The sequence below is a fragment of the Polynucleobacter sp. JS-Fieb-80-E5 genome, from assembly GCF_018882015.1.
In the GTDB taxonomy this organism is placed as follows: Bacteria; Pseudomonadota; Gammaproteobacteria; order Burkholderiales; family Burkholderiaceae; genus Polynucleobacter.
Map to the genome: position 1 here is coordinate 262,114 of NZ_JACVPH010000002.1, position 25,568 is coordinate 287,681.

A 25,568-nucleotide genomic window follows, 5' to 3' on the forward strand; every position below is an offset into this window, starting at 1 on the left:
AAAATATATTCATCAATGTTTTGGTTTAAATTCAACAGCACTGCGAACCATCCAAGTCAGTGCCAGAGGTAACCATACTACGGAAACCCATTGCATCAACTCATTAAAGTGCAATAGGCGCCCTTGATACCAGTGTCTGAGCGTCAGAATGAAATATGGATTGTCTGGCAAAACATTGACCGCTATTGTGGTTCCCAGTAAGCAAATCAAAGCTAACCAAAACTTAGTCATTTGATTGAGCCTTAACGTCCATCTTAATAAGATGCTGCCCAGTACCATTCCCCATAGAGCTCCAGCCGTAAGCCAGATCAAACTAAACTCAGCGCCAAATTGAAGGGCGGTAAATAGAGTCTTCACCATCACAGTTAGCCCAAGCAGTCCATTGAGAATGCGCCACTGGGGGGCTTTAGTGCGCAACCCCAGAGAGAGCAACAAGGCCACCCCAAGCCAGCATAGCGAGGTGATTACCGCCTCTTGAATGACCTGATTGATCACCACAGTACCCCAATCAATTGAGCCAAATATGGCATGCCCCCATACGCCCGTCCCAAGCCAAGAGCTTTGTGGATAAATTTGTGACCAGGGAAACAATAAAAATAGAGCACACGCTGCCCAATTAAGGCCAAACCATTGATCAAAGCGCCGACGAATTGCGCTTCCAGAAAGCCATTGTGGTCCTAGGGGAATGGCTAATAAGCCCCCTAGCAATCCTCCTAATATATTGGCCCACCAGTCCATCTGACTCGGGATGCGAGTAGGCAGCCAAGACTGCAATGTTTCTACACCTAGCGCCAGGGCCGCACTCAAGCTAAGGGCAATTCCAAGAGCTACGTAGTTACGCCAACGGGGATAGGCAGCAAACATCACCAAAAATCCAAATGGAATGTAAGCCAAGATATTGACCGACACATCAAATAGGGTCATAAAGCGAGGTAGTGGAGCATCCAACCACGCCCAAGCAGAGATCCCATTCTGAAAATCAAAGTCAAAGGGGTTCAGGCTGACATAGATGATCAAAAGCGCGTAGCTTAAGCTCATAGCCCTCGCTAAGGGCATAGCCTGTAGTGGCCATACCAGCTTCCGAGGTCGTTGATCTTTTTGATCCATCCCACAATTCTAGGTCAGACCTTTCTACAATGGCGGAATGACTGCAAATTGCATACTTGAGCGCGTTACTGAGACTAGATCCACCAATGACGATCTGATGAGTCGCTGGCGTGCAGGGGAACTCATTGATCCAGTGGCTCGGACTGCCCACAAGCAAACTGCGGGCAAAGGCAGGGCAGGCCGAGCATGGCTAGCCAACCCTGAGGACTCACTTTGCTTCTCTCTCGCATTTCCACTTAAAAGAACTCCAACCGGACTCAGCGGACTCAGCTTATTAGTTGGTCTTGCAGTCATAGAAGGTATTTCACAAGCTTGCAATCTGAGTGAGAAAGAGCTTCAAGAGGCCGGCCTGCAACTGAAATGGCCCAATGACTTATTGCTGAACAAGCACAAACTCGGCGGCATCCTCATTGAAGGCGGCCAAGCAAAAGCAGGTGATCCTACTTGGATGATTATTGGGGTTGGCATTAACTTGCGCAATCCAGAAGCAATTGAAGCAAATCTAGATACTGGCCAGAAAGTGGGCTCACTTGCTCAACTGACGCAATCACTTCCTGATACCGAATATCTCTGGCTTAAACTGATCGCCTCACTAGAACAGAGTCTTGCCGAATTTGACCTGCATGGATTTAAGGTTTGTAAAGAACGTTGGATGGACTGGGATGCGTATCGAGATCAAGCGGTGTGTATTTCGGGCGCTGGTCAGGATCCTATTCATGGCATTGCAAAAGGTGTGGATGAGGTAGGGGCATTACTATTGCAACAAGAAAACAAAATCATCGCCATTCATGCGGGTGATGTTTCATTGCGGATTCAATCATGAGCCTTTATTTATTTTTTGATGTTGGTAATACGCGCCTGAAGTGGGCAGCTGTGGAGTCAACACAAAATCCTAGCGCTCAACAAAAAAAGTTGTGGGCATACTCAGGATCTATTAGCAGTAAGTCTTTGCAATCAGCAGAACATCGAGCTGAGTTGGCTGACTATATTGCTAAAACCTTACCGAAGCCTGCAGCTATTGGCTTTGCCTGCGTTGCTGGCCAAGAGGCAATGACTAACCTCAAATCACTATTTCCACAATGGAGTGATTTAGACTGGAAGCAACTCAAAGGGGATAGTGCTTATGTAGGGATGCGTAGCCTGTATCAAGATCCTAGCAAGCTCGGCGCAGATCGCTGGGCGGCACTGATTGGGGCGCGCGTCTTATCGAATAAAAATACTTTGCTTGTGAATGCCGGTACTGCCACTACCATTGATTTACTGGGTTCTAACGGCGTACATTACGGCGGATGGATTTTGCCTGGTCTTGGATTAATGCAAGAAAGTCTAGCAAACAATACTGCGCAGCTAGGCTTGGCTACACGCGCAGAACATCATGGGTTTGGATCCTCCACTAATGACGCAATCATTGGAGGTTGTGATGCAGCGCAAGTTGGCGCAATTCTGTATGGCGTACAGCATGCAAAAGAATTAAATCTTCCCATCGAAAAAATTTGGCTTGATGGCGGAAATGCCAAAGTCCTAGCGCAAGAAATTACAAAAACTAATTTACCAATCAAGCAAGCCGTGGAAGTAAGCGAAGGATTAGTACTACGCGGTACCTGGGCGTGGTTACTGCAAAACCTTTAAGAGCGGATCTTACCCAACAGGCTTGTAGTTGAGCGCTCATATAGGAAAGGTATCGCAACTGCTTTACCACCCCAACTTTTAACCAGGTGGGTTTCTGCCAAAGTGTCAATATCGTAATCACCGCCCTTGACGTAAATATCAGGACGAATTTTTTCAATCAAATTGACTGGCGTTTGTTCGGTAAACAACACAGTCATATCCACACTTTCCAATGCAGCCAATAAAGCCTGGCGATCAGCCTCTGAATTAATGGGTCTGTCATCGCCTTTACCCAACATCTTCACTGAGGCATCAGAATTCACACCCACCACCAAGCTAGCCCCCAGAGCACGGGCTTGGGCCAAATAACTGGCATGGCCACGGTGCAGGATATCGAAGACCCCATTAGTAAATACCAATGGTCTAGGAAGATTTTCCAGGCGAGTAGCAAGCTGTTCTGGTGAGCAGACTTTTGCTTCAAAAGCGGGGGGTGGCAAATGACTCATAACCCAATATTAATGGCATTCTTGCGAGGCCAGCGATATTAGCCAGAATGTCTTAGACTTGGCTTCTCACTCGTGAATAAAAAAGGTGCAATATGCCCCGTTTTGTAATGAACTGCCTATTTGGGCTATTTGCATTCTTGTCTGGATTTCAGCTAGCCAATGCTGCGCCCACTTGTAGCCCTCTGCTCTCCCATACTTTTCCTCGCTTACAGGATGAAGCGCCGCAAAACCTTTGCCAATATCAAGGGAAAGTCATATTGGCAGTAAATACAGCCAGCTTTTGCGGCTTTACAAGCCAATATGAAGGTCTTGAGAAGATTTACGCCAAATACAAAGATCAAGGCTTTGTCATTCTGGGCTTTCCCTCGAATGACTTTGGACAACAGGAACCTGGTAGCAATAAAGAGATTGCCGATTTCTGCAAGAACACCTATGACGTAAAATTTCCAATGTTTGCTAAGAGCATGGTTTCTGGTAGCAACCCAAACCCCCTATTTAAGATGTTGATTGCCAAGACTGGCACAACTCCAAAGTGGAATTTTTATAAGTACTTAATCGATCGAAATGGTAATGTAGTGGATTCGTTTGGAAGCGTTACCAAACCCACCAGTAGCAGCATTACAAATGAAATTGAAAAGCTTTTAGGAGAAAAAGCTCAGTGAGTAAAAAAAGAATTGCCATTATTGGCGCAGGCATCTCTGGATTAGGCTGTGCCTACGCCTTAAGACAACATCCTGAATTTGAAATTACCTTATATGAAGCTGGCGATCACATTGGTGGCCACAGCAATACTGTTGACATCACTTGTAATATCGGTGGAAATGAAATCACACACGGTGTAGACACTGGGTTTCTCGTATTTAACCGTAAGACTTATCCACGTCTCGTTCGTTTATTCGAAGAAATTCAAGCACCAGTAGCCCCCTCAGAAATGTCGTTTTCGGTATCGATTGATACCGCTAGCAAATCTGGGGCGGGGAAAAAGATTGAATGGGCTGGTAACGACATCAATTCTTTTTTTGGACAAAGATCTAATCTCCTGTCTCCATCATTTTGGAGAATGGCCTATGACATCATGCGTTTTAATCGTTTGGCCACTCAGTTAGCGCATGACCAAATTGAAGCTGGGCATCAATACAAAGAGCCTGATGAAAAAATTGCCGATTTTTTAAAACGTCACCGCTTTAGCCAAAGCTTTAAAGAGAATTACTTTCTACCTATGATCGGCGCCATCTGGTCTTGTTCAGTCGAACAAATGCTCGAGTTCCCTATTCAAACCATGGTGCGCTTCTGCCATAACCACGGCCTTTTGCAAATCCAAAATCGCCCGCAATGGTTGACCATCAAGGGTGGCTCACGAGAATATGTAAAACGCCTTGTGACAGCGCTAGAAAAATATGGAGTGGCCATTAAAAGGGAGTGCGTCCTGAGAGTGAATACAGGTCATGATGGTGGACCAGTTGAGGTTATTAGTCAGGCTGGCTCGGCCCATTTCGATGAAGTCATCATGGCTTGTCATAGTGACCAAACATTAGATTTAGTTCATGGCATTGACCAGCAATCAAGAAATATCCTGGCATCAGTTCCATACCAAAAGAATCGAGCAATATTGCATACCGATATTCGTTTCTTGCCAGATGCAAAACGTTGTTGGGCTGCGTGGAATTACACCGCTCAATCCGATGCTAAACCCAATACAAAACAACACGTCAGCGTTAACTACTTAATTAATCGTCTGCAACCTCTACCAGCTCAACTTCAAGACACCCAAATTATTGTGAGCTTAAATCCCTCGGAAGAGCCAGATCCAAAACTTGTGCATCAAGAGATTCACTATTCACACCCCGTCTTTGATATGAGTGCGATTCAAGCCCAGAAGGAACTTCCATTAATCCAAGGCACATCCTCCATTTGGTATTGCGGCGCCTGGACAGGATTTGGGTTTCATGAAGATGGTTTGCGCTCCGGCGAATTAGTGGCAGAAGCCTTAATTGAAAGCATTCGACAACCGATTAAAACCAAACAAGATGTGTAGTTGATGTCAGGCGCTAAGATTAACTTTGGAGTAGTAAAACACCAGCGCTTAAGGCCCGCTAAGAATGCCTTTGGTTATGGAGTGTTTACCATCTCCATTCCTATGCGCGCTCGCAGTGTCAACCCGAATTTACTGGATCAGAACGGCTTAAGCGATAACCGTTGGGGCCTCTGTGCATTTTTTGATAAGGACCATGGCCAAGGGGAATCGAATAGCCTTGCTTGGATCGAAAAGATTCTTGCAGACAATCATGTGCAACTTGTCGATGGAGAAATTTGGCTTCAGACTTTTCCAAGGGTATTGGGTTATGTCTTTAATCCCGTGAGCTTTTGGATCTGCACACGCGCTGATGGCAAAGTACAAGCGGTACTGGCTGAGGTTAACAATACCTTTGGTGAGCGTCATTGCTATTTACTGCACAAAGATTCGGGTGAAGCGTTGCACTCGGGCGAAACACTTAGTAGTAAAAAGGTATTTCACGTTTCACCATTTTGTGCGGTACGTGGTGATTACCATTTCCGCTTCTTATTTTCGCAAGATAGTAGTAGCGGCAAGAATAATGTCTGTCGCATTGAGCTTCATGAGGACGGCCAACCCCTTATTAACACCAGCATTAGCGGCACCAGCCGCCCACTCAGTCGCGCCAATATCATGCTGGCACTACTACGCTACCCATTAATGAGCTTGGGTGTCATTTTCCGTATACATTGGCAAGCAATAAAATTATGGGTAAAAGGTGTACCCTTTCACTCAAAGCCTAAACCACCAGAACTTGAAGTTAGCAGATGAATCGCCCAGGACAATCCCTTCTCTCTAGACTCAATTTTTCTCGTCCGCAAGGGCGGGATAGCGCTTCGCCACAACAACAAATTAAGGCTAAGGCACTCCTAACTCTACTGACAAAGCTAAGCAGTGGCCATTTAAAACTTACCCTTCCCAATGGCGAGAAGCGCGAGTTCGGCATACAAAGTGATCAATTACATGCTGAAATTCATATCTTGGAATGGTCTGTATTTAAAGAGATCATGTCCCATGGTGATATTGGTTTTGCCGAGAGCTATATTCAAGGTAAATGGAATACTCCAGACCTCAAAGCACTGCTTGAGTTAGCCATACGCAACCGAACTATCTTAGAAAAAGCCATTTACGGTAATTGGTATGGGTCGATTTTTTACCGTCTAAAACACTGGTTGCGAGATAACAGCAAAGCGGGAAGCCGCAAGAATATTCATGCGCACTATGACCTAGGCAATGCTTTTTATACGCTGTGGCTTGATCCCACGATGAGCTACTCGAGCGCCTGGTTTTCTGAAGGTGATCAGCAAGTCTTAGCTGGAGCACAGCGCGCAAAAATTGGGCGCATTCTGGACTCCTTAAAGACTGCGCCAGGAGAGCACATACTTGAAATTGGTTGTGGCTGGGGTGGCGTTATGGAGGAGTCTCTTCGTAACAAGAGAGCCATTACTGGGCTAACTCTATCTACAGAGCAAAAAGTATTTGCAGAGAAACGTTTATTAGCAGTACAAGGTCAAATTGCTAACCCTCCTGGATTTGAAGTACGCCTTCAGGACTATCGTGATTGCCAAGATAAATTTGATGGCATTGCTTCCGTCGAAATGTTTGAAGCAGTTGGTGAGAAACATTGGCCAGAATATTTTGAAACAATTGCCCATTGCCTCAAGGCAGGCGGCAAAGCTTGCATCCAGACGATTGTAATTGCCGAGGATCTTTTTGATCGCTACAGACGCAACACTGACTTTATTCAGCAGTATGTATTTCCTGGAGGCATGCTGCCCTCTAGAGCAAGCTTTAAAGCAAGCGCTGCTAAGGCTGGATTACAAATAGATGATGAATTCGCCTTTGGCGTAGATTACGCAAGAACTCTTTGCTTATGGCGCGATAGCTTTAATCAAAAACTGCAAGAAATACGTCAACTTGGCTTTGATGAAGCATTCATACGTCTTTGGAACTTCTACCTCATGTATTGCGCCGCCGGCTTTACAGAGCGTAATATCGACGTAGTGCAATTCACTCTGAGTCATCAACCATCACCAGCATCTTCTGATGCGCTAGGCGTATGAAACAAAGCGGAATAGATCACTTCTCAGGCAAAAGAGTCTGGGTCATAGGCGCATCCAGCGGCATTGGCGAAGCTTGTGCGCAAGCCCTTCTTCTCAAGGGCGCTAAAGTAGCGCTTTCCAGCCGAAGAGCCGAACGATTAAATGAAATTGCCCTCACTGGAACGATTGATCAAAGCCTAGTCATTCCTATCGACGTTACCGATGATGCGCAACTCCAGGATGGCTATAAAACGATTTTGAACGCTTGGGGCGGAATTGATCTCCTGCTCTTTGTATCGGGCGTATACACCCCATTGCGAGCAGCTTATTTTGATTTCAAGATTGCTGAAAAAACAATCGATGCAAATCTTCTGGGGCCTATGAGAGCAGTTGCATTAGTGATGCCAGAGATGCTCAAGGCTCACTCGGGACATATTGCTATCGTGGGTAGCGTTGCAGGGTATAGCGGCCTGCCAAAAGCTTTGGCATATGGCCCAAGTAAGGCTGCCATCATTAACTTTTGCGAGAATTTATATTACGACTTGCTGCCGACAGGAGTCAGCGTGCACATGATCTCGCCAGGATTTGTGGCTACTGAGGCTACTGCAAAAAATGACTTTGAGATGCCAGCCTTAATTAGTGCCGAGGAAGCAGCCAACGAAATATTGACCGGTATTCAGAAGGGGGAATTCGATATTCACTTCCCCAAACGATTCACAAGATTCTTAAAGTTTCTGAGAATCTTGCCTTACCCAATCTACTTTTGGATTGTGCGCCGCTTCGTCAAAATTTAAGCTGCGCTAAAGCATTACGCAGCAACCTATTTTGAGGTTACTGCTTGTATTTGTCTTTACGAATTTTCTCTTCTAAATAATCCATTACTGCAATTGCTTTAGCTTTAGACCCAGCAATAGATGGTGATGTCACATACTTGCCTTGCATCACAATCGTCGGCACGCCATCAATACGATAGGCTTCGGTTAATTGCTTAGCGGCACGCGCTTTAGACACCACTGCAAAAGAGCGATAGGTTGCCAAGAAGGTATTACGATCAATGCCTTGAGACGCAACCCAATCTGCAATCTCCGTCTCCGTTAAGAGGCGCTTATTTTCCTTATGCATTGCATACATTACTTTTTCATTTAAAGCATCAGCTTTGCCCATCGATTCGAGCGCGTAATACATTTGGCTATGGGGCAAGAAGTCATCACGGAAAGCTACGGGGACTCTTTTGAAGACAACATCCTTAGGTTGGCGCTTTACCCAGCTACTGAGCTCTGGCTCAAAGTCATAGCAATGGGGGCATCCGTACCAAAAGAATTCAATAACCTCTACTTTTCCTTTGGTTTCGACCGGCTGTGCAACAGGCAGTATGCGGTAATCAAAGCCTTCTTCGATTTTTTGAGCTTGTGCACTAGCAAAGCCACTTAAGAAAAGCAGTGCTAATAAAGTAATGAATCTTTTGCTGTATGAAATCATGATTTGCTAGATTTAATTAAAGTTGGTTTAAGTCCTATGCCACTCAATTTATCTCGTACTGAGTTGCTCTCATCAACACTGTTGTAGGGACCTATACGCACGCGCCAGAGAGTATTGCCGTCACTTGTTACTTCGCTAAGCTGAGCCTGAATTCCCTGGATTGCTAAATTCGCTTTTTGCGCATCTGCATCAGCACGCTTTGTAAACGCACCCACTTGCAAGAAATAAATAGCGTCTGATTTGCTTCCAGGAGCTGCATCCACTGGCTTATCAGCAGTTTTCTTGCCGTTTACCAAATCTCCAATCGGATCGGTTGATGCAGGGGCTGGTGATTTACCCTGGAGGGGCTTATTTAAATCAATTGGCTCAGCAGGAGCACCTGCTTCACCTTCAGCAGGTGCTGTAGAAGGTTTAATGATCAAAGGCAGACTTGGGGCACGCATCCCCGGTCTTTCTTGAGGGGTATTTTTAGAAAGGTAAAAGGCAATGACAAAGGCGATTCCAAGACCGACGCCCAAACCCAAAATAAAGCCGAGAATAGTACCGCCGTATTGGGAGTTTTGTTGATTCGGTGTTTTCATCATTTCCTCATCTTACATCTTCACTTCATACCTCGCCATTACATCTTTATTGGCGCTGATACCCCGAGTACTTTTAGGCCATTTTGCAGAACCTGGCGGGTTGCCAGTAGCAATGCAAGACGCGCTTGCTTTAAGTTTTGGTCGTCAACCAAGACGCGATCCGCGTTATAGAAAGTATGGAAATCACCCGCTAAGTCACGCAGGTAAAAAGCCAAAGCATGCGGTGCTAATTCTTCGGCAGCAGCGGTCAGAACTTCTGGGTATTCTGCCAAACGACGCAACAAATGATCCGATGCCTTGCTTTGTAAGAGCGATAAATCGGCCGTAGCCAAATCGGATATTTGCCCACCCCACTGTTGCAAGATTGAATTAATCCGTGCATGCGCATACTGAACGTAGAACACCGGGTTCTCATCGTTTTGCTGTAATGCTAAATCAATATCAAAAACAAACTCGGTATCTGCTTTACGTGAGATCAAGAAAAAGCGCACTGCATCGCGACCACGCTGCAAAGCTAATTCCCGCTCTTCAGAAGTCATCTCTGGAGTAACGCCACCAGACCATTCCACTAAATCACGCACAGTGACATATGAGCCGGCACGCTTAGAAATTTTGACTTCTTCGCCATGGCGCATAACAGTAACCATCTTATGCAGCACATACTCTGGATACGTTTTAGGAATATCCCAGCCGCGCTTCTGCGCTACGCCTTGCAGGCCTGAGCGGACACGGGCAATAGTGCCGTGGTGATCGCTGCCCTGTACATTAATCACTTTCTGAAAGCCGCGATTCCACTTGCTGGTGTGATACGCCACATCAGGCACAAAGTAGGTAAAGCTACCATCTGACTTACGCATCACACGATCTTTATCGTCACCATCATCCGTACTCTTCAACCAGAGCGCACCTTCGGATTCATAGGTCTTGCCAATGCTTTGTAAGTCGCCAACGATTTGTGCAACGCTACCGTCGGTATATAAAGAAGACTCTAAGTAATAGCAATCAAATTTCACACCAAAAGTTTTTAAATCAATGTCCTGTTCGTTGCGCAAATAAGCAACCGCGAATTGGCGAATGGCTTCAAGATCATCTTTAAATTCTGGAGAGACTTTAAATGCGCTAGCAATCTCCGCAATATATTCACCGTTATATGCCTGTTCAGGCCACTTGGCATCACCAGGCTTTAATCCCTGTAAGCGAGCTTGAACAGATAAGGCTAAATTCGCAATTTGTACACCGGCATCGTTGTAATAAAACTCACGATGAACTTTGATTCCCTGGGTAGCCAGTAGATTAGCTAAGGCATCACCCAGCGCTGCTTGTCTACCGTGGCCAACATGCAATGGGCCAGTTGGATTGGCAGAGACAAACTCAATCATGGCGCTTGGCGCAGACAGACCGTCCTGCACAGACTCACCAAAATGAGTTCCTGCAGAAAGGATCTCCTGAACTACAGCAGTCTTAGCAGTATTGCTAAGGCAGAAATTAATAAAGCCAGGGCCAGCGATGTCACAGGATGTAATCAGCTCATTAAAGCCTGCTTGCTGCTGCAAGCGCTCCACCAAAGCCTGTGCCAGCTCGCGCGGGTTCAGCTTCCAAGCCTTTGCTAGCTGAAGGGCGATATTACAAGCGACATCCCCATGATCAACAGCCTTAGGACGCTCCAAACGGGGGGCAGGAGCCTCCCCTAGGTCGCGTTCTTTAGCCAAGCCTGCAAGTGCAGCACTTAGCATTTCAATTAAACGATTTTTATTGGTTAACAACATAGATAAGTGAGTTTATCAGGTGGTAAGCTATCGAAATGATCTATCAATTTCGCTCAAAGGCCGGTCCAGATGTCATCATGCTGGCGGATCTGACTAAACGAATTTTTGATATTTTGGGGCGCCCCCTGGAGCCCCGCGGAATTTTGACCGTTGAGCAACTGCCAGACCTCATCACTGCTCTGGAAACTGCCATCCTCAAAGATCTTGAGGAGCGGGCTAAAGCAAATGACGAGTCCGAGAAGGGCGCTGAGAAGCCTAAGCTGGCCGATCGCCTTGGACAGAGAGCCTACCCATTCCTGGAGCTGATGAAGCAGTCCAAAGCCAAGGACGAACCCGTTATGTGGGGCGTTTAATCTATCAAGCTCGCTAGCTGGCGACGGGTATCTTCAATACTTTGACCGCGGCGTTTGGCTAAGTCTTCAACCTGATCATCGGATAGCTTGCCTACATTAAAGTAGCGCGCATCCGGATGGGCCAGATAGAAACCACTCACGCTTGAAGCTGGATTCATGGCCATTGACTCGGTCAGAGTCATGCCAATATCTTCAGAGCCAATGACTCGTAATAAATCCTCTTTAACTTCATGTGCAGGGCAGGCTGGATAACCAGGTGCCGGACGAATACCGCGGTACTCTTCATTGATCATTTGATCATTTGTCAAAATCTCATCTGTTGCATAGCCCCATAAGTCTGTACGCACCCGATGGTGCATCAGCTCAGCAAACGCTTCAGCCAAGCGGTCAGCCAAGGCCTTCAACATAATGGCGCTGTAGTCATCGTGCTTTGCCTGAAACTCAGCCACTTTCTTTTCAACACCATGACCGGTGGTCACTGCAAAACAACCCAGGTAATCAGCAACGCCAGAATCTTTTGGCGCAACGTAATCAGCCAGACAACGATTAGGTCTGCGCACACCCTCTACAACTGGACGCTCGGATTGTTGACGCAAGTTATGCCAAACAAACAAAGGGTGCTCGCGTGCTTCATCGCTATATAAAACGATATCGTCGCCAACGGTATTAGCAGGATAGAAAGCCACTACTGCATCGGCTTGTAGCCATTGGCCTTTAATCAACTTATCGAGTAATGCTTGAGCATCTGCAAATACCTTACGAGCCTCTATGCCAACAACTTCATCATCCAGAATTGCTGGGAATTTACCTGCAAGGTCCCAAGTCTGAAAGAATGGTGTCCAGTCAATATATTTAGCAATATCGCTCAGTGCAAAGTTTTTAAATACACGACGGCCAATGAACTTCGGCTTCTCTGGAACATAAGCAGCCCAGTCGATCATCTCGCGATTCTTGCGCGCCGCTTCTAAAGAAATCGTTGGCGCCGCCTTCTTATTGGCATGCTGTTCACGAATACGTACATAGTCATCGCGCAAATCTTGAATAAATTTCTTGGCACTTTCATCAGACAGCAAGCTAGAAGCCACTGAAACTGAACGAGATGCGTCAGGCACATACACCACAGGGCCATCGTAGTGTGGGGCAATCTTTACCGCTGTATGAACGCGCGAAGTCGTTGCGCCACCAATCATCAGCGGAATTTGGCGTTCGCGGAACCAATCATCGCGTTGCATCTCTTGCGCAACATAAGTCATCTCTTCTAGCGAAGGTGTAATCAATCCAGATAAACCAACAATATCTGCATTCTCTTCTTTGGCACGCTTGAGAATCTCTGCACAAGGAACCATCACACCCATATTGGCTACTTCAAAGTTATTACATTGCAGAACAACAGTCACAATATTTTTACCGATATCGTGTACGTCGCCCTTCACGGTTGCCATGACAATCTTGCCCTTAGCTTTGGCTTCACCGCCTGCTGCAATATGTTGGCGCTTTTCTTCTTCGATATACGGAATCAAGATGGCAACTGCTTGCTTCATCACACGCGCACTCTTAACCACTTGAGGTAAGAACATCTTGCCCGCACCAAACAAGTCGCCCACGACATTCATACCATCCATCAGCGGGCCTTCAATGACCTCAATCGGCCTGCCGCCAGCGCCCATAATTTCTGCGCGCAACTCTTCGGTGTCTTCTTCAATAAAGGTAGTGATGCCATGCACTAGGGCATGCGTTAGACGCTCACGTACAGGGGCTTCACGCCACACTAGGTTCTCGACCTGCTTAGCGCCACCACCCTTAAATTGGTCAGCAATATCGAGCAATCGCTCGGTAGGTGTTTTGCCATCCTTTTCTTTAAAGCGATTGAGGACAACATCCTCAACACGCTCACGCAACTCAGGATCCAAATCAGCGTAAACACCCAACTGACCAGCGTTCACAATACCCATGTCCATGCCAGCCTGAATGGCGTGATACAAGAACACCGTATGAATCGCTTCGCGCACACGGTCATTACCGCGGAACGAGAAGCTCACGTTGGAAACGCCGCCGCTAACCTTAGCACCCGGTAGGTTTTCTTTAATCCAGCGGGTGGCATTAATAAAGTCGACCGCATAGTTGTCGTGCTCTTCAATGCCGGTAGCAATTGCAAAAATATTCGGATCAAAAATAATGTCTTCTGCTGGGAAGCCAATCTCGTTTACCAAGATCTCATAGCAGCGCTGACAGATCTCCGTCTTACGCTTAAAGGTATCGGCTTGCCCTACCTCATCAAAAGCCATCACTACAGAAGCAGCACCATAACGACGAATTAGACGTGCTTGTTTTCTAAAAGACTCTTCACCCTCTTTTAAGGAGATCGAGTTAACAATTGGCTTACCTTGAATACACTTCAGACCCGCTTCAATCACACTCCACTTGGAGGAGTCGATCATGATGGGAACGCGTGCAATATCAGGCTCAGAGGCGATCAAATTGAGGAAGCGTGTCATCGCCGCTTCAGAATCCAACATCGCTTCATCCATATTGATGTCGATGACTTGTGCGCCATTCTCAACCTGCTGACGCGCTACAACTAGCGCTTCATCAAATTGATTATTCAAAATCATTCTAGAAAATGCTTTGGAGCCAGTGACATTAGTGCGCTCCCCAATATTGACGAAGCCAACATCAGCAGTAACGTTAAATGGCTCAAGACCAGAAAGCTTCATTGCTGGCATCGCTTTTTTCTCTATCGTGCTCATGCTGATACCTCCGCATTCTCACGATAGAAAGCGCGTGGCTTCCGTTTGGCAACCGCATTAGCAATTGCGCGAATGTGATCAGGTGTCGTGCCGCAGCAGCCACCTACTAAATTAACCAAGCCATCTTTAGCAAAACCATCTACTAGGCTAGAAGTGATTTCTGGGGTCTCATCAAAGCCCGTATCACTCATCGGATTAGGCAAGCCCGCATTCGGGTAACAAGACACTGCCGCATCGCAAATTCTTGCTAGCTCTGCAATATAAGGGCGCATTAAAGCAGCACCTAATGCGCAGTTCAAACCAAAGGTGAGTGGCTTGATGTGACGCAAACTATTCCAGAAGGCCTCAACTGTTTGACCAGACAAAATACGGCCAGATGCATCGGTCACTGTTCCAGAAATCATTACCGGCAAACGCTCACCGGTCTCTTCAAAAAATTCATCGAGCGCAAACAATGCCGCTTTGGCATTGAGCGTATCGAAAATGGTTTCAACTAAAAATAAGTCGACGCCACCCGCAAACAATCCTTCAATCTGCTCACGATACGAAGCACGCAATGCATCAAAGGTTACATTGCGCGCACCTGGATCATTAACATCTGGTGAAATACTTGCCGTCTTTGGTGTAGGCCCAATCGCACCCGCAGCAAAACGCGGTCTTTCTGGGGTGCTGTATTTTTCACAAGCTGCGCGCGCTAATCTGGCGGAGACTTCATTCATCTCGTGTGCCAAGCCGGCCATTTTGTAATCTTCTTGAGCGACTGAGGTGGCACCGAAAGTATTAGTTTCAATAATGTCTGCGCCAGCATCCAAATACTGCTCATGGATCTTGCTAATAATTTGTGGTTGCGTCAGAACTAGCAGCTCGTTGTTGCCTTTGATGTCGCCGGGATGATCGGCAAATCGGGTATTTTCCGGCAAACCGCGATAGTCAGCCTCGGTTAACTTGTATTGCTGAATCATGGTGCCCATGGCGCCATCCAAAATCAGGATGCGCTGCTTTAATAGCTCGGGAAGCTTTTGACCGCGGGTATAGGGCTGGGACAAACCATTAGATTGCATTGTTAAACCGGGGATAATCTCTAGAATCCCTTATTCTATTGGAAAAGCCACTTTTCATTTACCCCGGAGCCCCTATGTTTGGAACCATTCCAGAATTCAATCAAAGCCTAGATATGTTTAAAACCATGTGGGGGCAAGGTGCCGCAGGTCAGGCTGGGCAGTTCCCCTTTACGGCAGACGCCTCTAAGGCTGCTGGTGGCTTTGCTTCAGCTTTTCCTGGCTTGGATGTAGATGAGCTAGAAAAGCGCATTAAAGACCTTAAAAGCGTTGAAAACTGGCTCAATTTGAACCTCAACATCCTCAAATCGACTATTCAGGGTCTTGAAGTTCAACATGCCACCATGATGGCGCTCAAATCCTTTGGTGATGCTGTCTCAGCAGCCGGCTCTGCGGCCAGCTCAACAAGCGCCCCCAAAGAAGAATCTAAGACCAAAACGACTAGTGCTAAACCACGGAAAACCGCAACACGCCGTCCTCGCAAAGCTGGCGACGCAACTTTCCTCGACGAAGTAGGTAATTCAGATGAGCAATAGCCTCACCCATTGCAAATGTGAGTTGATGAATATCTAATTCACGTTTAAACAAGACCGGCACAATCTCTCTAGCATGTGCCGGTTTTTTACATGCGGCCAAAGTATCCGCCAAGCGATCATCATGATGCGCTTTGAGTTGCGCAACACGCGGCCTAATTCCAGTAAATGGTTTGCCGTGTGAAGGAAGCACCAATGCATCCTCAGGCAACGCTAAATATTTTTCAATAGATTCAAGATATAAGCCTAGCGGATCTGCATCTGGGTCAGCATCATAAACACTCACGTTAGTAGAAATGCGGGGCAACAACATATCCCCAGAAATCAACACCCCAAGATCTTTACAAAACAGCGAAGCATGCTCAGGCGCATGCCCATAACCCATAATGACTTGCCACGTACGACCACCTATTGCAATTAATTCACCATCAATAATGCGGCGATATTGACGAGTCACTCCAGGAACCATATTGCTGTAGTAATTGGAGCGCCCGCGAATTTTTTCTAAATCTTCTGAGCCCGTTAAACCATGTCTTTGAAAGTGATCTGCAGAACCACCACTACCAGCACGTGAACCAACCGCAGCACCACCCTCTTTGCAACTTAACCATTGGGCAGTTAAATAATCTGTCATGGAAATCCACATAGGGACATGCCATTTTTCACAGAGCCATTGCGAAAGACCCACATGGTCAGGATGCATATGCGTCACTATCACGCGCAAGACTGGTAAGCCGTCAAGCTGAGTAGCAAACACCTGCTCCCATGAGGCTCTTGTCTCATCATTAGCAATACCGCAGTCCACAATCGTCCAACCCGCAACATGATCAATTTCATCACGCAGCAGCCAAAGATTGATGTGATCTAAAGCAAAGGGCAGGCGCATTCTGATCCAGCGAACACCCGGCGCAACCTCTATGCTGCTACCCACTTCCGGAAGAGCGTCTCCTAAGGGATAATGAATTGCAGCTTCAGCGCTTGCTTTGTTTTGAGTATTCATGGCTTAGTGTTATTGATTGATTTTTTTACTTCTAGGTTTGCTTTGACAACAGTTCCATCGCCTTGCATTAATTGGTGTGACATTAATCCTGAAAATGGCTACTGTCGTGGCTGCTATCGTACCTTGACTGAAATTGCTGATTGGTCAGATCTTACGAATCCTGAGAAGCTTGAGGTTTGGACGCAACTTCCAAGTCGCAAACCCCAAGCACCGCAGTAATACCAATCTTTATTTCTTTTTCATTTATTGACGTCGACAATCAACCGTCCACGTACATTACCTGCCATTAATTCTTGCGCGTATTTGATCGACTCCTCAAGCGTGATCTCATGAGAGATTTCATCTAAGGTTTTCAGATCTACTAACTGACTCAATTGCTCATAGGCAGCAATGCGTTTTGCACGTGGCACAGTCACACTATTAATGCCGTACAAAGTCACTCCGCGCAAAATAAATGGTGCAACACTTGAAGGAAAATCCATGCCTTGAGCCAGTCCACAAGCAGCAACTGCACCATCGCTCTTGGTCTGTGCACAAGCATTAGCCAAAGTATGGCTACCTACGCTATCAACTACTGCAGCCCAACGCTCTTTTGCCAATGGCTTGCCAGGAGCAGATAAGGTAGCGCGATCAATTACTTCAGTTGCACCCAATTTCTTTAGGTAATCCGCTTCAGCCATACGGCCAGTACTCGCGACAACAGTAAACCCTAGCTTGCTGAGAAGGGTGATGGCAAAGCTGCCAACCCCGCCTGCAGCACCGGTGACCAAAACCTCACCATCACTTGGCTTAAGCCCATGCTTTTGTAGCGCCATGACGCAGAGCATGGCGGTATAACCTGCGGTGCCAATGGCTAATGCTTGTTTAGCAGTAAACCCCTTGGGCAGCGGAATCAACCAATCGGCCTTCACACGGGCCTGCTGGCCTAAGCCACCCCAATGCCCTTCCCCAACTCCCCAGCCGTTGAGAAGCACCATATCGCCAGTCTTGAAGTCGGAACTGGTGCTCTCCATTACTTCACCAGCAAAATCGATGCCAGGCACCATTGGGAAGCTGCGAACCACCGGGCCTTTGCCGGTGATAGCCAGGCCATCCTTGTAATTGAGGGTGGAATAAAGGACCTTTACGCGAACATCGCCTTCTGGGAGCTTGGCCTCATCGACTTGGGCTAATTCTGCGCGATACCCTTGATCATCCTTATTTACCAATATTGCTTTAAACATGTCTCTTCCTTTTAGAACGAGGTATTTCCCCGCAGCAATTGCTTAATAGGTTTATCCTAACGAGCATTGCTGATTATGGAGGTTTCCATGAAAAAAATTCTACTATTAACTACGATTTCTGGCTTGGCGCTATCTGGCTGCTATTCCACCCAAATTAATATGTCCATGGGTAATATGCGCCTGATCACCTCTAGCGCTGCACCACAGGATGTCATGGACTTTGCTACTAAGACCTGTAAAGATGATTTCTATGAAGGCGCCAGCTTTCTATCCAAGGCAGGCAAAGAATATCGCTTCAAGTGCGTAAAAGCTGAAGAGAATGAGGTTTTAAATCCCATTCCCGGCACAACACTGACCGCTACAGCAAAAGCTGAAGCTAAATAAGCAAAGACTAATGACCCCATTTACTTCACAAGAGTTACGTAAAGGTTTCGCATCATTTGCAACTGGGGTCACTGTTATCACTTGCCTAGATGAGGAAAATAATTCTCATGGCATTACGATCAGCTCCTTCAACACCGTCTCACTCGAGCCGCCACTTATTCTTTGGAGCCTCAAGAAGCATTCACGTCTGATGCCTTGGGTTGAGCTTGGCAAGAAACATTTGATTCATGTACTAGAGCGCTCGCAAGAGAATTTGGCAATGCATTTCGCTAATGTGAAGACCGATCAATTCAAGGGAATTGATCACAAGCTAGCTGCTAGCGGACTTACGCAGATTGATCATTGTGTAGCTTATTACGAATGTGAAACTGTTTGTGTTCATATTGGCGGTGATCACAACATCATTGTTGCCAAAGTGATTAACTTAAAAAATCATCCTGAACGAGAGCCCCTCATTTTTGCGCGCAGCCAATTTGTTGGCCTCGATTTCACAGAAACTAAAGCTAGCTAATACCAACTCATCTTTGCAAGGAAATGCCATGATGCGTTTATGGGGTCGTAAAAGTTCTATTAACGTTCAAAAAGTATTGTGGTGCCTTGCTGAGCTTGGATTAAAGGAAGGCAAAAAATTTGAGCGCATCGATGCTGGCCTACAATTTGGTATCAATAACACTCCAGAGTTTTTAAATCTCAACCCAAATGGCTTAGTACCTACACTGGAAGATGGTGAAGTGGTACTTTGGGAATCCAATACCATCATGCGCTACTTAGCCCGTCAGCATGATCAGGCTGGGCGCTTTACAGCAGACATTAAGACTCAGTACGAATCCGAGAAATGGATGGATTGGCAATTGGGCACAATGTGGCCAGCGCTGCGCATAGCATTTCTGGGTCTCACCAGAACACCAGAGGCAGAGCGTCAATACGAATCGATTCTCAAGGGATACCAAGAAACTAATCGGCTGCTTGGATTGCTAGATCAAACATTGTCCAAGCAAAGCTATTGTGCAGGCAATCAATTTCAGACTGGAGATATTGTTCTAGCTCTGTGTGTCAGCCGTTGGATTCTTCTAAATCAGACCTTCCCAAAGCACACTGGCGAGCGTGCACCCCTTAAGAATATCGATGCCTGGATGCAACGCCTAGAAAATGAAACTTGCTTTAACGATATTGTTGAAAAAGAACTCAATATCGTTAAATAGTTTTTCTGTCTTTCATTTTTACTGCTGCTTAAATTTCTTGGCATGGTGATCGGCACCAATAAATAAGTACATTGCTGGCACTACAAAGAGTGTAAACAGCGTACCAATTGATAGGCCAGTGAAAATGACAATGCCCATGGATTTGCGTCCTGCGGCACCCGCGCCAGAAGCAATCACCAAAGGTAATACACCTAAAACCATTGCTGCAGTTGTCATCAAAATCGGGCGCAAACGAACGCTACTTGCTTCAACGATGGCATCGAGCTTACTGCGCCCCGCTTCCTGAAGTTCATTCGCAAACTCCACGATCAAAATACCGTGCTTACTAATCAAGCCCATGAGTGTGACTAGACCAACTTGGGTGTAGACGTTTAAGGTCGTGAATCCCAAATTAATAAATATCAAGGCGCCAAATAAGGCTAGCGGCACAGAAACCAAAATTACAATCGGATCGCGGAAACTTTCAAACTGTGCCGCAAGCACCAAGAACACAATCAGAATCGCAAAGAACATGGTGACCAAGAATCCACCAGATTCAGCCATAAATTGGCGTGACGGGCCTGCGTAGTCCATGGTGTAACCGTTCGGCGCAACCTCTTTCAGAGTCTGACGCATGTACTCCAATAAATCCGCTTGCGAAATAAATGGTGTGCTTACACCCGAGATGGTTGCTGAATTTAATTGCTGGAAATGATTAATAGACTGCGGCACCACTCTTTGTTTAATCGTTGCGATAGTGCGCGCTTGAACCATCGCGCCACTTGGCGTACGAATGTAGTAATCCAATATTTGATCTGGATTGAGACGATCCACTTGCTTTACTTGTGGAATCACACGATAAGAGCGTCCGGCTACTGAGAAGTAATTTACATATCCACCGCCTAAAGCAGCAGATAAGGCTGAACCGACTTGTTGCTGAGTCATACCTAGGGCAGCAACTTTTTCTCGATCAATCTCTAAAACATCTTGTGGCTTATCAATCTTAAGATCAGAATCCACGAAGAAAAAATTGCCACTGCGGCGCGCTTTATCAAGCACTGCTTGTGAGACTTCATTTAACGCTGCATAAGATTCTGTTGTATTAATAACAACCTGCACAGGCAAGCCTTGTGCTCCTGGTAAGGCTGGAAACTGGAAGGCGGCAACGCGTGCGCCAGCAATGGAGTTCCACTTTTGCTGCATATCTTCTTGGAACTTGGTTGCATTACGACTGCGCTCACTCCAGTCTTTCAGCAAGATACCGCCAAAGCTCGAAGTTGGGCTCGTGATCTGGAAAGCCTGTTCGTACTCTGGTTCTGCAGCTGCAATTGCGTAGATTTGATCTGCATAGGTCTGCATTTGCGTCACCGTACTATTAGGAGGTCCTGATGCTTGCATCAAAACAATGCCTTGGTCTTCGGTTGGCGCCAATTCAGCACGCGCAGTTGAATATAAATAAGCTACGCCACCTAGCAAGATAACTCCCATCACGATGATGACCTGCCAAGTGCTTAGCAAGTCACGCAGTGTAGTTTGATAGCTGTGATGCACCTTCTCAAATATGCGATCAATCTTCTGCACAAAAGGTGACGCCTCTTGCTCTTCTGTAAAGATACGAGAACACATCATGGGCGAGAGTGTTAAGGCAATTAATCCTGAAACAGCTACAGCGCTAGCCAAAGTAAAGGCAAACTCAGTAAACAGTGCGCCCGTCAGACCGCCCTGAAAGCCAATCGGGATATACACTGCAATCAGCACTACCGTCATTGCCAAAATAGGACCGCCTAATTCGCGAGCAGCAATTAAAGATGCCTCTAGTGGTGACTTACCTTCTTTCATGTGACGATCAACGTTTTCCACCACGATGATGGCGTCGTCCACTACCAACCCAATTGCCAAGACCAGAGCGAGAAGTGTAAGCAAATTAATTGAATAACCCAGCACTTGCATGAGGAAGAAAGTGCCAATGAGCGATAAAGGCATTGCAATTACTGGAACAGCAACCGCACGAGCACTACCCAAGAAAAGGTAGATCACCACAGTCACAATCACCAAGGCCTCTATTAAAGTAGTTACCACTTCATCAATGGAGCTGGTAATAAATTTAGTAGAGTCATAAACAATCTTGCCCGTCATGCCAATGGGTAATTGCTTCTGAATATCTGGCACCACATCCCGAACACGTTGCGCCACATCTAATAGATTGGCCTGCGGAGCAACCTTAATGGCAATAAACACCGACTTCTTACCGCTAAAGGCAACGTTCGTGTTGTAGTCCTCAGAACCCATAGTGACATTGGCCACTTGGTCTAAGTACACAATATTCACGCCATCTTTTTTAATGACTAATTTGCGAAACTCATCCAGAGTATGTAAGTCGGTACCGGCAACCAAGTCGACCGAGACCATTTCGCCTTTAGTGCTTCCAACTGCTGATAAGTAGTTGTTGGCTGACATGGCACTATAAACATCATCGGCGCCCACACCAAGACCGGCCATCTTCTCTCGATCCAACCAGGCACGTAAGGCGAATTTACGTCCACCAGTGATCTCTGCATTCTGAACCCCTTCAACAGAATCCAGCTTTGGCTTTACAACACGCAATAAATAGTCAGTGATGGCATTGTTGGGGATGTCATCACTATAGAAACCCATATACATCGCAGCAGTAGATTGGCCAACCTGTACTGTCAAGATAGGTTGCTGTGCCTGCGGTGGCAACTGATTTTTTACCGCACTAATTTGAGTCTGTATCTGCGTTAATGCCGCGTTTGAGTCATAGTTCAACTTCAAAGTTGCAGTAATAGTGGAGACTCCACTCACGCTGGCAGAAGATAAGTAATCAATACCTTGCGCCTGAGCTATAGATGCCTCAAGAGGCTGAGTAATAAACCCAGCAATCGTTTCAGGATCAGCACCATAGTATGCCGTAGTGATGGTCACAACCGCATTTTGCGTTTGCGGATATTGATTTACAGGCAAAGAACCAATTGCCTTCAAACCAAAAATCAATACAAGAGCACTCACTACCATGGAGAGCACTGGTCTGCGGATGAATATGTCAGTCCAATTCATCTGCTATTTATTCCTGCGGCTTTGGATCAGGTGAGTTAGCTGGCTGCACCTTGTTATTAATAATTAGTGGTGTGCCATTCTTGAGCTTCAGCTGACCGCTAGTAACCACCGTTGCGCCTTCATCAACACCCTTCAAAATGGCCACTTGATCACCACGAGTTAATCCAGTCGTTACAAATACCTGTTGTGCCTCAAGGGCTGGATTGCCTTGCTTATCTTTCTTGCCAGTAGGTTTAGCAATAAAGATGGTCGAACCATACGGGTTATAAGTAACTGCCGTCTGAGGTAGGGTCAGGTATTTCACTTGATCACCCAGCTTGATATTCACATTAGCAAACATGCCCGGCAGAATTTTCTTATCCGGATTAGCGAGTTGCGCCTCAACCTGAATATTGCGGGTATTGGTATCAACCTTTGGACTAACAGCAGTAATCTTGCCTGTAAAACTCGCATCCTTAAATGCATCTGTGGTCACAACAACCTCCTGCCCAACCTGAATGAGTTCAGCATTGTTTTGCGGTAAGTTGAAATCTACAAAAATAGGATCTAAGGTTTGTAACGTTAGCAGCTTATCGCCAGGATTTACATACTGTCCTGGATTGATAGAAACAATACCTACCCGGCCACTAAATGGCGCTTTGAGATTTTTCTTGGCCACTAAAGCAGTTTGCTGCTCAACCTGCGCTTGTTTTGATTTGGAATCAGCAGCGCTCGTATCAAATACATTCTTACTAATTGCCTGAATTGCTAACTGCTGTCTATCACGCTCATTAATGACTTTAGCTAGATCGGCCACTGCCTTTAAAGAGTTCAACTGGGCTACATCAGATGCATCATTTAATTTAATGAGGAGTTCGCCTTCTTTAACGTCTTGACCTGACTTAATAGGCACAGTCTGTACTAAACCGCCAATCTCCGTGCTGAGCTCAACACCCCTAAATGCACGCACATTACCAACGCTAGTTAACTTAGGCTGCCATTCTGTATTTGCAATCACCATGGTGGATACCGTTGCAGGAGGCAATCCCATGCCCGCGATGAAATGCTTAATCATGAAAGTCTTGAGCTGATTGAAAGCGAAGATCAATCCCAATAATAAAAATACACCGCAAAGCATGATGGTCATACGGCGCTGCAAGGGCTCCATTGCCATGAGCTTTTCATGGGCCTTGGTACCGCGCCATTTCTGACCCATGCGCGCCCAAAAGGCTTTGGTCTTTTCCCAAAGAGCAATTGCTCTCTCACGCAATTTCCATTTAATTGCTTTACGTTGCATCCATGCCCACAAGGCAAGAACCAAAGCAATGAGCTTGTTCTTAATTTGTTCCAGAAGTTTCATTTTGATCTTTGTTCGCTATGTCTTTTGGTTTAAAAGCAGGGCCCTCACGATTCCACCAGCCACCACCTAATGCTGCAAATAAAGCTGCGGTATCTGAGAAGCGGGTTGCTTGTGCTGCAACTGATTTCACTTTTGCTTGCTGATACTGATTTTGGTAATAGAGCACTGCTAAATAACTGGCTGTACCGAGTTTGTACTGTTGCTGCACTAAATCCAGAGTTTCGTAGGCATAACGCTCTGCGTCCGATGCTGCCTTGAGTGCTTGCGCACCAGTCTCTAATGCGCGCAATGCATTGGCTACTTCTTGGAATGCATTTAAGACAGTTGCTTGGTATTGAAAAGCAGCTTGCTCATAATTAGCAATCGCACCACGACGCTGTGCCAAAAGCTGACCACCCTGAAACAATGGCTGCAAGATGCCTCCACCCAAAGTCCATAACGCAGAGTTCGGACCAAACAGTCCATTGGATGTCAGTGCGGCAGCACCAATAGATCCCGTGATATTAAATTGCGGCAATAAGTTCGCCGTTGCTACACCTACGAAAGCATTTTGAGCTTTTAACTGGGCTTCAGCCGCCCGCACATCAGGACGTTGCCGTACTAGGCTGGAAGGTACCGATAGAGGTAGCTTCTCTGGCAAATGCAAATTGGCCAAATCAAACTTGGCAATATTGGCATTGCTGGGAATCTCACCTACTAGCACTGCTAATTGATTGCGCGCAAATGCCAGATTTCGTTCGTAATTAAAAAGATCCACTTGAGAGTTCGATACCAAGGTTCGCTGGGATGTGACGTCTACCTTAGAAACTGTACCAATGACTAACTGCTTCTCAGTTACTTCGGCAAGATTCGTTTGAGCTTTTAGGATTTCTTCTGTAGCTTGCATCTGCGCTCGCAGTGCGGCCTCTTTAACAGCGCTCGTCACTACATTAGCTGTTAGTGAAAGATAAGCACCCTCTAATTGAAACTGCGCAACCTCTGCTTGTGCGCGCGCACCCTCAACTGCTCTCCGAGCTCCACCAAAAACATCCAACTTATATGTTACGTTGACTGTAGCGTTGTACAAGTTATAGGTATCAGTCCCATAATTCATGCCGTAGACGGCAGATGGCTGCTTCTGTCTTATGGCGTTTGCACCAACACCAATTGCTGGAAAATATTGGCCGCCAATCTGTGCATTGGCATTTTCTTGGGCAGCACGCAATGCTGCATCAGCTGCACCTAAATTTGGATTTTGCTCAAGCGCTTTTTTAATCAGCGCATCAAGCTCAGGAGATTTATAAAGTTCCCACCACTGCGCTTCTATATCTGCGCCCTCAACAAACTCTTGATCGGTGCCACCTGGCACTCCAGGTGCCGTGGTGAGTTTCTTAGCGACAGGGGTTTCTGTATAGGAAGAGGTCTTAGGTGCTTTAGGTTGCTTGAAGTCTGGGCCGACTGCGCATGCAGAGAGAGCTAGCGCACAAATTAGCGGAAGCAATTTCAAACCTGAAAGACGGGGCATCGATAGAAACATGGGTTGCAACAAATATC

25 protein-coding genes are annotated in these 25,568 nt (G+C 46.3%); 13 read left to right on the top strand and 12 right to left on the bottom strand.

Going from position 1 to position 25,568, the window contains the following annotated elements; translation table 11 throughout:
- Positions 1 to 12: 12 nt before the first annotated feature.
- The gene (locus ICN44_RS04310; protein WP_216262857.1) at positions 13 to 1,107 is read right to left on the bottom strand and encodes a VanZ family protein; all 1,095 of its coding nucleotides are present in this window, start codon (positions 1,105 to 1,107) and stop codon (positions 13 to 15) included.
- Positions 1,108 to 1,144: 37 nt separating this feature from the next.
- Here ICN44_RS04310 and ICN44_RS04315 point away from each other — a divergent pair, with 37 nt between their 5' ends.
- Together ICN44_RS04315 and ICN44_RS04320 are read left to right on the top strand one after the other, a co-directional pair.
- Entirely contained in the window at positions 1,145 to 1,930 is a 786-nt protein-coding gene (locus ICN44_RS04315; RefSeq protein WP_216262858.1) for a biotin--[acetyl-CoA-carboxylase] ligase, read from the top strand.
- Positions 1,927 to 2,736, top strand: coding sequence for a type III pantothenate kinase (locus ICN44_RS04320; RefSeq protein ID WP_216262859.1), 810 nt, complete (start codon positions 1,927 to 1,929; stop codon positions 2,734 to 2,736). Before ICN44_RS04315 ends, ICN44_RS04320 begins: the two co-directional genes overlap by 4 nt.
- On the opposite strand, the gene rfaE2 is transcribed toward ICN44_RS04320, so the two are convergent.
- Positions 2,733 to 3,221 carry a D-glycero-beta-D-manno-heptose 1-phosphate adenylyltransferase gene (gene rfaE2 / locus ICN44_RS04325; RefSeq protein WP_216262860.1) on the bottom strand — a complete coding sequence of 163 codons (489 nt, stop codon included), beginning with the start codon at positions 3,219 to 3,221 and terminating at the stop codon, positions 2,733 to 2,735. The two genes, ICN44_RS04320 and rfaE2, sit on opposite strands and share 4 nt — an antisense overlap.
- 107 nt (positions 3,222 to 3,328) lie before the next feature.
- Between rfaE2 and ICN44_RS04330 the strand changes: the two genes are divergently transcribed.
- From ICN44_RS04330 to ICN44_RS04350, 5 genes are read left to right on the top strand one after another with little or no spacing between them, the layout of a single operon-like run.
- Positions 3,329 to 3,883, top strand: coding sequence for a glutathione peroxidase (locus tag ICN44_RS04330; protein ID WP_370624868.1), 555 nt, complete (start codon positions 3,329 to 3,331; stop codon positions 3,881 to 3,883).
- The gene (locus ICN44_RS04335) at positions 3,880 to 5,256 is read left to right on the top strand and encodes an FAD-dependent oxidoreductase (RefSeq protein ID WP_216262862.1); all 1,377 of its coding nucleotides are present in this window, start codon (positions 3,880 to 3,882) and stop codon (positions 5,254 to 5,256) included. Before ICN44_RS04330 ends, ICN44_RS04335 begins: the two co-directional genes overlap by 4 nt.
- 3 nt (positions 5,257 to 5,259) lie before the next feature.
- Positions 5,260 to 6,045 carry a DUF1365 domain-containing protein gene (locus ICN44_RS04340; RefSeq protein WP_216262863.1) on the top strand — a complete coding sequence of 262 codons (786 nt, stop codon included), beginning with the start codon at positions 5,260 to 5,262 and terminating at the stop codon, positions 6,043 to 6,045.
- The gene (locus ICN44_RS04345) at positions 6,042 to 7,337 is read left to right on the top strand and encodes a cyclopropane-fatty-acyl-phospholipid synthase family protein (RefSeq protein ID WP_216262864.1); all 1,296 of its coding nucleotides are present in this window, start codon (positions 6,042 to 6,044) and stop codon (positions 7,335 to 7,337) included. The genes ICN44_RS04340 and ICN44_RS04345 overlap by 4 nt, the downstream gene beginning before the upstream one ends.
- A complete protein-coding gene (locus tag ICN44_RS04350) occupies positions 7,334 to 8,110 on the top strand; it encodes an SDR family oxidoreductase (protein ID WP_216262865.1) in 777 nt (258 codons plus the stop codon). The genes ICN44_RS04345 and ICN44_RS04350 overlap by 4 nt, the downstream gene beginning before the upstream one ends.
- Positions 8,111 to 8,147: 37 nt before the next feature.
- On the opposite strand, the gene ICN44_RS04355 is transcribed toward ICN44_RS04350, so the two are convergent.
- From ICN44_RS04355 to argS, 3 genes are read right to left on the bottom strand one after another with little or no spacing between them, the layout of a single operon-like run.
- Positions 8,148 to 8,795 carry a thiol:disulfide interchange protein DsbA/DsbL gene (locus tag ICN44_RS04355; RefSeq protein WP_216262866.1) on the bottom strand — a complete coding sequence of 216 codons (648 nt, stop codon included), beginning with the start codon at positions 8,793 to 8,795 and terminating at the stop codon, positions 8,148 to 8,150.
- Positions 8,792 to 9,379, bottom strand: coding sequence for an SPOR domain-containing protein (locus ICN44_RS04360; protein WP_216262867.1), 588 nt, complete (start codon positions 9,377 to 9,379; stop codon positions 8,792 to 8,794). The genes ICN44_RS04355 and ICN44_RS04360 overlap by 4 nt, the downstream gene beginning before the upstream one ends.
- A 35-nt stretch (positions 9,380 to 9,414) precedes the next feature.
- Complete coding sequence (gene argS / locus ICN44_RS04365) at positions 9,415 to 11,142, bottom strand: arginine--tRNA ligase (protein ID WP_216262868.1); 1,728 nt, start codon at positions 11,140 to 11,142, stop codon at positions 9,415 to 9,417.
- A gap of 35 nt (positions 11,143 to 11,177) precedes the next feature.
- Here argS and ICN44_RS04370 point away from each other — a divergent pair, with 35 nt between their 5' ends.
- Positions 11,178 to 11,495, top strand: a complete 318-nt coding sequence (locus ICN44_RS04370; RefSeq protein WP_072582639.1) for a DUF1840 domain-containing protein — start codon at positions 11,178 to 11,180, stop codon at positions 11,493 to 11,495.
- Here the strand turns inward: ICN44_RS04370 and metH are convergent.
- Complete coding sequence (gene metH / locus ICN44_RS04375) at positions 11,492 to 14,242, bottom strand: methionine synthase (protein WP_216262869.1); 2,751 nt, start codon at positions 14,240 to 14,242, stop codon at positions 11,492 to 11,494. The two genes, ICN44_RS04370 and metH, sit on opposite strands and share 4 nt — an antisense overlap.
- Positions 14,239 to 15,303: a homocysteine S-methyltransferase family protein gene (locus ICN44_RS04380; RefSeq protein ID WP_216262870.1), complete on the bottom strand. Its 1,065-nt coding sequence runs from the start codon at positions 15,301 to 15,303 to the stop codon at positions 14,239 to 14,241. Before ICN44_RS04380 ends, metH begins: the two co-directional genes overlap by 4 nt.
- Before the next feature lie 74 nt (positions 15,304 to 15,377).
- On the opposite strand from ICN44_RS04380, the gene ICN44_RS04385 reads away from it, so the two are divergent.
- Complete coding sequence (locus tag ICN44_RS04385; protein WP_216262871.1) at positions 15,378 to 15,836, top strand: PhaM family polyhydroxyalkanoate granule multifunctional regulatory protein; 459 nt, start codon at positions 15,378 to 15,380, stop codon at positions 15,834 to 15,836.
- Here the strand turns inward: ICN44_RS04385 and ICN44_RS04390 are convergent.
- A complete protein-coding gene (locus ICN44_RS04390; RefSeq protein WP_216262872.1) occupies positions 15,748 to 16,833 on the bottom strand; it encodes an MBL fold metallo-hydrolase in 1,086 nt (361 codons plus the stop codon). The genes ICN44_RS04385 and ICN44_RS04390 overlap by 89 nt on opposite strands.
- 42 nt (positions 16,834 to 16,875) lie before the next feature.
- Between ICN44_RS04390 and ICN44_RS04395 the strand changes: the two genes are divergently transcribed.
- Positions 16,876 to 17,052, top strand: coding sequence for a DUF1289 domain-containing protein (locus tag ICN44_RS04395; protein WP_072582634.1), 177 nt, complete (start codon positions 16,876 to 16,878; stop codon positions 17,050 to 17,052).
- A 20-nt stretch (positions 17,053 to 17,072) separates the two neighbouring features.
- Here ICN44_RS04395 and ICN44_RS04400 read toward each other — a convergent pair whose 3' ends face one another.
- Positions 17,073 to 18,056, bottom strand: coding sequence for an MDR family oxidoreductase (locus tag ICN44_RS04400; RefSeq protein ID WP_216262873.1), 984 nt, complete (start codon positions 18,054 to 18,056; stop codon positions 17,073 to 17,075).
- A gap of 87 nt (positions 18,057 to 18,143) precedes the next feature.
- On the opposite strand from ICN44_RS04400, the gene ICN44_RS04405 reads away from it, so the two are divergent.
- From ICN44_RS04405 to ICN44_RS04415, 3 genes are read left to right on the top strand one after another with little or no spacing between them, the layout of a single operon-like run.
- On the top strand, positions 18,144 to 18,440 hold the full coding sequence (locus ICN44_RS04405; protein WP_215321134.1) for a hypothetical protein: 297 nt from the start codon (positions 18,144 to 18,146) through the stop codon (positions 18,438 to 18,440).
- A gap of 10 nt (positions 18,441 to 18,450) precedes the next feature.
- On the top strand, positions 18,451 to 18,951 hold the full coding sequence (locus tag ICN44_RS04410; RefSeq protein ID WP_072582631.1) for a flavin reductase family protein: 501 nt from the start codon (positions 18,451 to 18,453) through the stop codon (positions 18,949 to 18,951).
- 28 nt (positions 18,952 to 18,979) lie between these two features.
- Positions 18,980 to 19,642, top strand: a complete 663-nt coding sequence (locus tag ICN44_RS04415) for a glutathione S-transferase family protein (protein WP_216262874.1) — start codon at positions 18,980 to 18,982, stop codon at positions 19,640 to 19,642.
- 18 nt (positions 19,643 to 19,660) lie between these two features.
- Here the strand turns inward: ICN44_RS04415 and ICN44_RS04420 are convergent, their stop codons facing one another.
- The 3 genes from ICN44_RS04420 to ICN44_RS04430 form a co-directional block, all read right to left on the bottom strand.
- Positions 19,661 to 22,696 (bottom strand): efflux RND transporter permease subunit, encoded by a 3,036-nt coding sequence (locus ICN44_RS04420; RefSeq protein WP_216262875.1) that lies wholly within the window; start codon positions 22,694 to 22,696, stop codon positions 19,661 to 19,663.
- A gap of 7 nt (positions 22,697 to 22,703) precedes the next feature.
- Positions 22,704 to 23,843, bottom strand: coding sequence for an efflux RND transporter periplasmic adaptor subunit (locus ICN44_RS04425; protein ID WP_216262951.1), 1,140 nt, complete (start codon positions 23,841 to 23,843; stop codon positions 22,704 to 22,706).
- 169 nt (positions 23,844 to 24,012) lie between these two features.
- Positions 24,013 to 25,563, bottom strand: coding sequence for an efflux transporter outer membrane subunit (locus tag ICN44_RS04430; RefSeq protein WP_255537408.1), 1,551 nt, complete (start codon positions 25,561 to 25,563; stop codon positions 24,013 to 24,015).
- Between the last annotated feature and the right edge of the window lie 5 nt (positions 25,564 to 25,568).